Source organism: uncultured Dialister sp. (assembly GCF_900538805.1).
Lineage (GTDB): Bacteria > Bacillota > Negativicutes > Veillonellales > Dialisteraceae > Dialister.
Map to the genome: position 1 here is coordinate 1 of NZ_UPZP01000122.1, position 5,558 is coordinate 5,558.

The following is a 5,558-nucleotide window of genomic DNA, read 5'->3' on the forward strand; positions in this document are numbered from 1 at the left end:
TATTCGCGTCGACTTATTCCTTGCATTGAATAAAAATACAAGAATGAAATCCGATAACGATTTAATCAGCGCTTCCCCAGGTGGTTGGAAATCTATGTATGGAGCGTGAACCTCCGCCGCCGAAGGCGGCAGCCGGTCCCGGACAGAACCTATGGGCCAGTGCGTCAGCGCATGGCCCATGAACCCTCGCACCGAAGGCGCGTGAACCTTCGGGAATACGGTATTCCCCTGTCCAGGTGACACTAAGGGAAGCAATAAAAAAAGAACTGCGCCACGAATTGCACAGTTCTTTTGGAAAGACTTACGCCTTTTCTTCCATTGCTTCCTTGTAAGCTTCCTTTGCTTCTTCCTTAGCTTCTTCTGCTTTTTCTTTTGCTTCAGCAGCTTTAGCCTTGGCAATAGCAGCGTTTACGTTTGCGTTCAGACGGGATTTCTTACGAGCAGCTGCATTCTTATGAATGACGCCCTTCTGAGCAGCACTATCAATAATGCTTACAGCGGCGCGAAAAGCTTCTTCCTTATTGTCAGAGTTAGCAGCAGCTACAGCTTTCTTCATAGCGCCGTGAATCTGGGATTTAACAGCAGCGTTGGCAGCTCTTTTAGCAGCGTCCTGTCTCATGCTTTTCATGTTGGCTTTAATCTGTGGCAATGTATTTCACCTCCCGTCTGCATTATTCATACCATGCCATTCTATCATATTTTGACTGCCATGGCAAGGAAACTTTCTATCTTTTCTTTTGAAATATAAAGATGCGATTTTTTCCGATTTCATCTTTCATTTGAATAAGGCATGGCGCTTTTGTACAATAAAGAGGAAAGAAGTGAGAAGTTTTGAGGATTTCACGAAAGGAGAATCCCATGTACGTAGGTGTAGATTTGGTGAAGATTGAAAGGTGGGAGCGCATACTGGAAAAGTTCCCGGCCCGGGCGGAGAAGATTTTCACGGCAGAGGAAATCGCCCACTGTGAAAAGAAGGGGAAGAAGCGGGCCGAGTCCTATGCGGCCCTCTGGGGAGCCCGGGAGGCGGCTGGGAAGGCACTGGGTATCGGCATATTCGGCTCCGCCTGGCAGGACGCTTTTGTGACCTGGACGAAATGGGGGGCACCGGTGCTCCATCTGCAGGGGACTTTCAAGAAAAGGGCAGAGGAGCTGGGCATAGAGGATATGTCCATTTCCATTTCCCATGAAGAAAATATGGCCATTGCAGTGGTGGTCATGGCAGGAGGCAGACATGATACTGACAAAGACTGAGGAGTCAAGACTTCTGGATTCCATGGCCATGAAGGAGTACGGAATCCCGGAAATGGTACTCATGGAAAACGCAGGGGCGTCGGTGGTTCGTTTGACACAGCCCTATGTGGACTGGGACGGCGCCTTTACGGTGATTCTTTGCGGCAGTGGAAATAATGGCGGCGACGGGTTCGTGGCCGCCCGCTACGCTGCAGAGAAGGGGGCCCGGGTGCTGGTGCTCCTCATGGGAAATGAGGCCCACATGAGCGAGTCGTCGAAGCAGTACAAGGCGGTGGCGGAGAAAATGGGAATCCCCGTGATTTCCATTTCCAAAGCAGAAGAAGGGGCGCCCTATATCCATGACGCCGATATCCTGGTGGATGCCTTGATTGGCACCGGTATTTCCAGCGAGGTGAAAGGGGAAAAGGCTCTCCTCATTACTCTTATGAATGAAGCCCAGGGCATTATTATTTCCGTGGACCTGCCAAGCGGCATGATGACGGACAGCGGCAAGGCAGCAGGGGTGGTGGTGGACGCAGACTACACCGTGGCCCTGGGGTCTGTGAAACGGGGCCACGTGCTTTATCCCGGCTCTTCCTACACCGGTACCCTGCTCTATTCGCCCATCGGCATTCCCAATGAAGCTCGCATGGATTTTCCTGTCCGTCTGACGGAAAGGGAGGATGTGTTCAATATCCTTCCTGTGAGAAACCGGGTGTCCCATAAGGGGAAGAATGGCTTCATCGGCATTTTCGCAGGCTCCGACGGCATGGAGGGGGCCGCCCTTCTGGCAGGGCAGGGCGCCCTTTACGCCGGCGGCGGGAAGGTGGCGGTGGTGACTGCTGCCGGTGCCGCCCATGCCCTGGCAGGACGGATTCCGGAGCTCATGGTTTCCTCTATTGGGAAAGATCCCTTCTTTACAGGAGAAGACAGCGGGGAGGCGCTGGAAAAGGCGAAGGCCTATGATGTCGTCGCCCTGGGCCCCGGCCTTGGCAGGAACAGGGAAACAGGACGATTCGTGAAAGACCTGGTCACATCCTTTGACGGAACCATGGTCATCGATGCGGACGGTCTCTTTGCGCTGAAGGAGGAAAATATTTCTCTGGATACATGCCCGGGCCGTCTCATCCTTACGCCCCATGTGGGAGAATTTTCCCATTTGACCGGCCTAACGCCTAAGGAAATCGAAGACGGCCGGATTGACGAAGCCATCCGGTTTGCGGTGGAAAACCATGTGGTGCTGGTGCTGAAAGGGGCGCCTACGGTGACTGCCATGCCCGACGGCTCCGCCTATGTGAATCCCACCGGAAATCCCGGCATGGCCACCGGCGGCATGGGGGATACGCTGACCGGTATCATTGCGGCCCTGGCGGGACAGGGCATGAACGCCTCCGGCGCCGCTCTGGCAGGGGTGTACCTCCACGGTTTAGCAGGAGATATGGCGGCGGAAAAGACGCCGGTGGGATACCGGGCCAGCGATTTGGCTAAGCTCATTCCGGCGGCCCGGGCTGAAGTGATGAAAATGGGGAGATAACTATGCATCTATTCAAAAATCTGATGAAATTTCTGGCAGTGCTCCTTCTGTCACTGTCATTGACCGCCGCTTTTTCCGCCTGCGGCAGCGCAGCGCCTTCCGCCTCCTCCGGCGGAGCGAAAACGTCCGCTTCCGCCAAAGGGGGAAGCCAGCTTACCGTGCGCATGCTGGACATAGGCCAGGGGGATGCGTTCCTTCTGGAAAAGGACGGGAAGTTTGTAATGATTGATACCGGCGATATTGAGCACCGGGACCAGATTGTGGCGCTCTTACATAAATATAAGGTAAAGGAAATTTCCAAAATCATCATTACCCATCCCCATGCGGACCATCTGGGCGGCATGAATGCCATTTTCAAAAATTTCAAGGTGGACGCCATTTATGATGACGGCATGCCTGCAGGCACCGGCTCCTACAAGAACTACCTGAAGCAGATTAAGGAAAAGAAGATTCCCTACCATGTGCTGAAGGCAGGGGACGAGGTGGATTTCTTCGACGGCGTGAAATTTAACGTGCTTGGCCCGGTAAAGGTCATCAAGGACCAGAAAGGAAATTCCGATTTCAATAATAATTCCATTGTCGGCCGCCTGACCTATGGCAGCTTCTCCATGATGTTTACCGGAGATGCGGAGCAGGAAGAAGAAAAGACCATCCTTGGAAAAGGCGGCACCCTGAAGAGCGACGTGCTGAAGGTGGGCCACCATGGCAGCCGCACCAGCAGCTCGCCGGCTTTCCTGAAGGCCGTTTCGCCGAAGAATGCCTTCATTTCCTGCGGACAGGGCAATGATTACGGCCATCCCCACAAGGTGACCATTGATAAGCTGGAAAAGGCAAAAGTCCAGATTTACCGCACCGACAGGAACGGCACGGTGACACTCACCAGCGACGGCAGCAGCTATCGCATTGAAAAGGAGAGAAACTGATGAAAAAAGAAGCTATTGTAGACCGCATCGAAGGGAAGAAGGCCGTGCTCATTACAGATGATGAGGAAACAGTCATTCTTCCGGCCTCCTGGCTGCCGGATATCCATGAAGGTATGGCAGTGGACATGGATTTCAGGGAGAATCCGGAAAGGGAGAAGGCCTCCATGGAAGAGGCGGAGGACCTTCTGGCGGAAATCAAAAGAATGAACAAAGAAGAATAGGTCATGGAAGAGACGGCGAAGAAATGAAAGTCATTTTCCTCGCCGTCTCTTCCCTTTATATGATATGATTGATGATAAGCCGCCGGCGGCGGTATTCATCATTGCACTTTAGGAGGCATCACTATGGCACAGACTAAGAGAGAACTAGTCAAGGCAGCTCTTGACTGCAGACCGGTAGACCGTGTACCGGTAGGTTTCTGGCATCATTTCCTGGCAGATCAGAGACACGCAGACGCACTGGCCGACCATTCCGCCTGGGTGGATAACCTGGCGGGACATGAAAAATTTTATGAGTCCTGGAAACCGGATTTCATTAAGGTCATGACCGACGGCTTCTTCCTTTATCCCCATGAACAGCTCCATGATTTGAAATCCATCCGGGACGCAGCAGATATCAAGCCCCTGGGCAGGGATTCCGCGTGGATTCAGAAGCAGGTGGAACTCTGCGGCATTCTGACCGAGAGATACGGCAAAGATGTCATGGTATTCTACAATCTTTTCGCGCCGGCCCGGTGCATTGAATTCCAGCAGACCGGAAGCGATGCGAAGACCGTGATTACCCGTTTCATGAAGGAAGACCCGGAAGCACTGAAGGAAGTGATGGCGGTCTTGACCGAAGACATCGCCACCCTGGCAAAGGCAGTCATTACCGACGGCCACGCCGACGGCGTCTACCTGTCGGTGCAGAACATTCCCCATCCGGACATGACAAAAGAGAAATACCGGGAATTCATCAGTCCCTCTGAAATCGCTGTACTGAAGGCGGCAAACTCCGTTTCCAACTATAACCTTCTCCACATCTGCGGCTACATGGGCTGCCACAACGACCTCACCTGGTATGAGGACTATCCCTTCAAAGCAGTGAACTGGGCCGTGGCCTTTGAAGGGGTGCCGCTGGAAAGGGGAGAAGAAATCTTTGACCACCGCTGCGTCATCGGAGGCTTCGACAACAATCCCGAAGGAGTCCTCTACTCCGGCACCAGGGAAGAAGTGGAAAAGGAAACAGCACGCATCCTGGATAAAGCAGGCACAAGAGGCGTCATCCTGGGCGCTGACTGCACCGTCCCCAAGGACATTGACCCCGAACGGTTCAACTGGGTCAGAGACGCAGCCGCTCACTACGGTAAGAAGTAATAGTATATGTATAAAGAAAACAGGGCCTTCGAGCCCTGTTTTCTTGTGCCTTTTTTCTTATGAAAGGGGGCTATGGCTCTCCGTCATGCAGCATTGGTAACGCAAAAGAAAAGAAAAGAACGTAACGCAGGCTCCTTCCTCAGGAAGGAGCTGCCCGATAGGGCTGAGGATAGGTCCGAAAATTTGAGAAAAGACCTGACGCCCCTATCCTCCGTCGCCTGCGGCGCCACCTCCTTCCTAAGGAAGGAGGCTATGGCTCATCGGCATGTACCAACGGTGACACAAAAGTAAATCCCGTAACGCCTTGTTTCCCCTTGAGGGGAAGTGCCGCGTAAGCGGCAAAAGGGTGTACGTGGCTACAAGTCGAAATGATACTCTTTGCTGACCTGACTGCCAAACGGCAGCCTTCCCGCCGATTGGTATTTAACCATATTTCTGACACTTACGATTCTTACTGCGCGCATTCTGCATAGAATGCGCGAGTCGACCAAAGTTGGCCCTTAGCCTGCCCATAAG

The 5,558-nt window shown here is 53.1% G+C and carries 5 protein-coding genes and 1 pseudogene; 5 read left to right on the forward strand and 1 reads right to left on the reverse strand.

What is annotated here, in order from left to right; all coding sequences use genetic code 11:
- Window positions 1-403: 403 nt before the first annotated feature.
- Window positions 404-649 (reverse strand): annotated as a pseudogene (gene rpsT, locus QZQ29_RS08625) (30S ribosomal protein S20); the annotation flags it as partial.
- A gap of 209 nt (window positions 650-858) precedes the next feature.
- Here rpsT and acpS point away from each other — a divergent pair.
- The 5 genes from acpS (at window position 859) to QZQ29_RS08650 (ending at window position 5,042) form a co-directional block, all read left to right on the forward strand.
- Window positions 859-1,251: a holo-ACP synthase gene (acpS, locus tag QZQ29_RS08630; RefSeq protein ID WP_296962362.1), complete on the forward strand. Its 393-nt coding sequence runs from the start codon at window positions 859-861 to the stop codon at window positions 1,249-1,251.
- Complete coding sequence (locus tag QZQ29_RS08635; RefSeq protein WP_296962364.1) at window positions 1,232-2,764, forward strand: NAD(P)H-hydrate dehydratase; 1,533 nt, start codon at window positions 1,232-1,234, stop codon at window positions 2,762-2,764. The genes acpS and QZQ29_RS08635 overlap by 20 nt, the downstream gene beginning before the upstream one ends.
- A 2-nt stretch (window positions 2,765-2,766) precedes the next feature.
- Window positions 2,767-3,687 (forward strand): ComEC/Rec2 family competence protein, encoded by a 921-nt coding sequence (locus QZQ29_RS08640; protein WP_296962365.1) that lies wholly within the window; start codon window positions 2,767-2,769, stop codon window positions 3,685-3,687.
- A complete protein-coding gene (locus QZQ29_RS08645; RefSeq protein ID WP_296962367.1) occupies window positions 3,687-3,908 on the forward strand; it encodes a DUF3006 domain-containing protein in 222 nt (73 codons plus the stop codon). Before QZQ29_RS08640 ends, QZQ29_RS08645 begins: the two co-directional genes overlap by 1 nt.
- 123 nt (window positions 3,909-4,031) lie before the next feature.
- Window positions 4,032-5,042 carry a uroporphyrinogen decarboxylase family protein gene (locus QZQ29_RS08650; RefSeq protein WP_296962369.1) on the forward strand — a complete coding sequence of 337 codons (1,011 nt, stop codon included), beginning with the start codon at window positions 4,032-4,034 and terminating at the stop codon, window positions 5,040-5,042.
- Window positions 5,043-5,558: the final 516 nt, after the last annotated feature.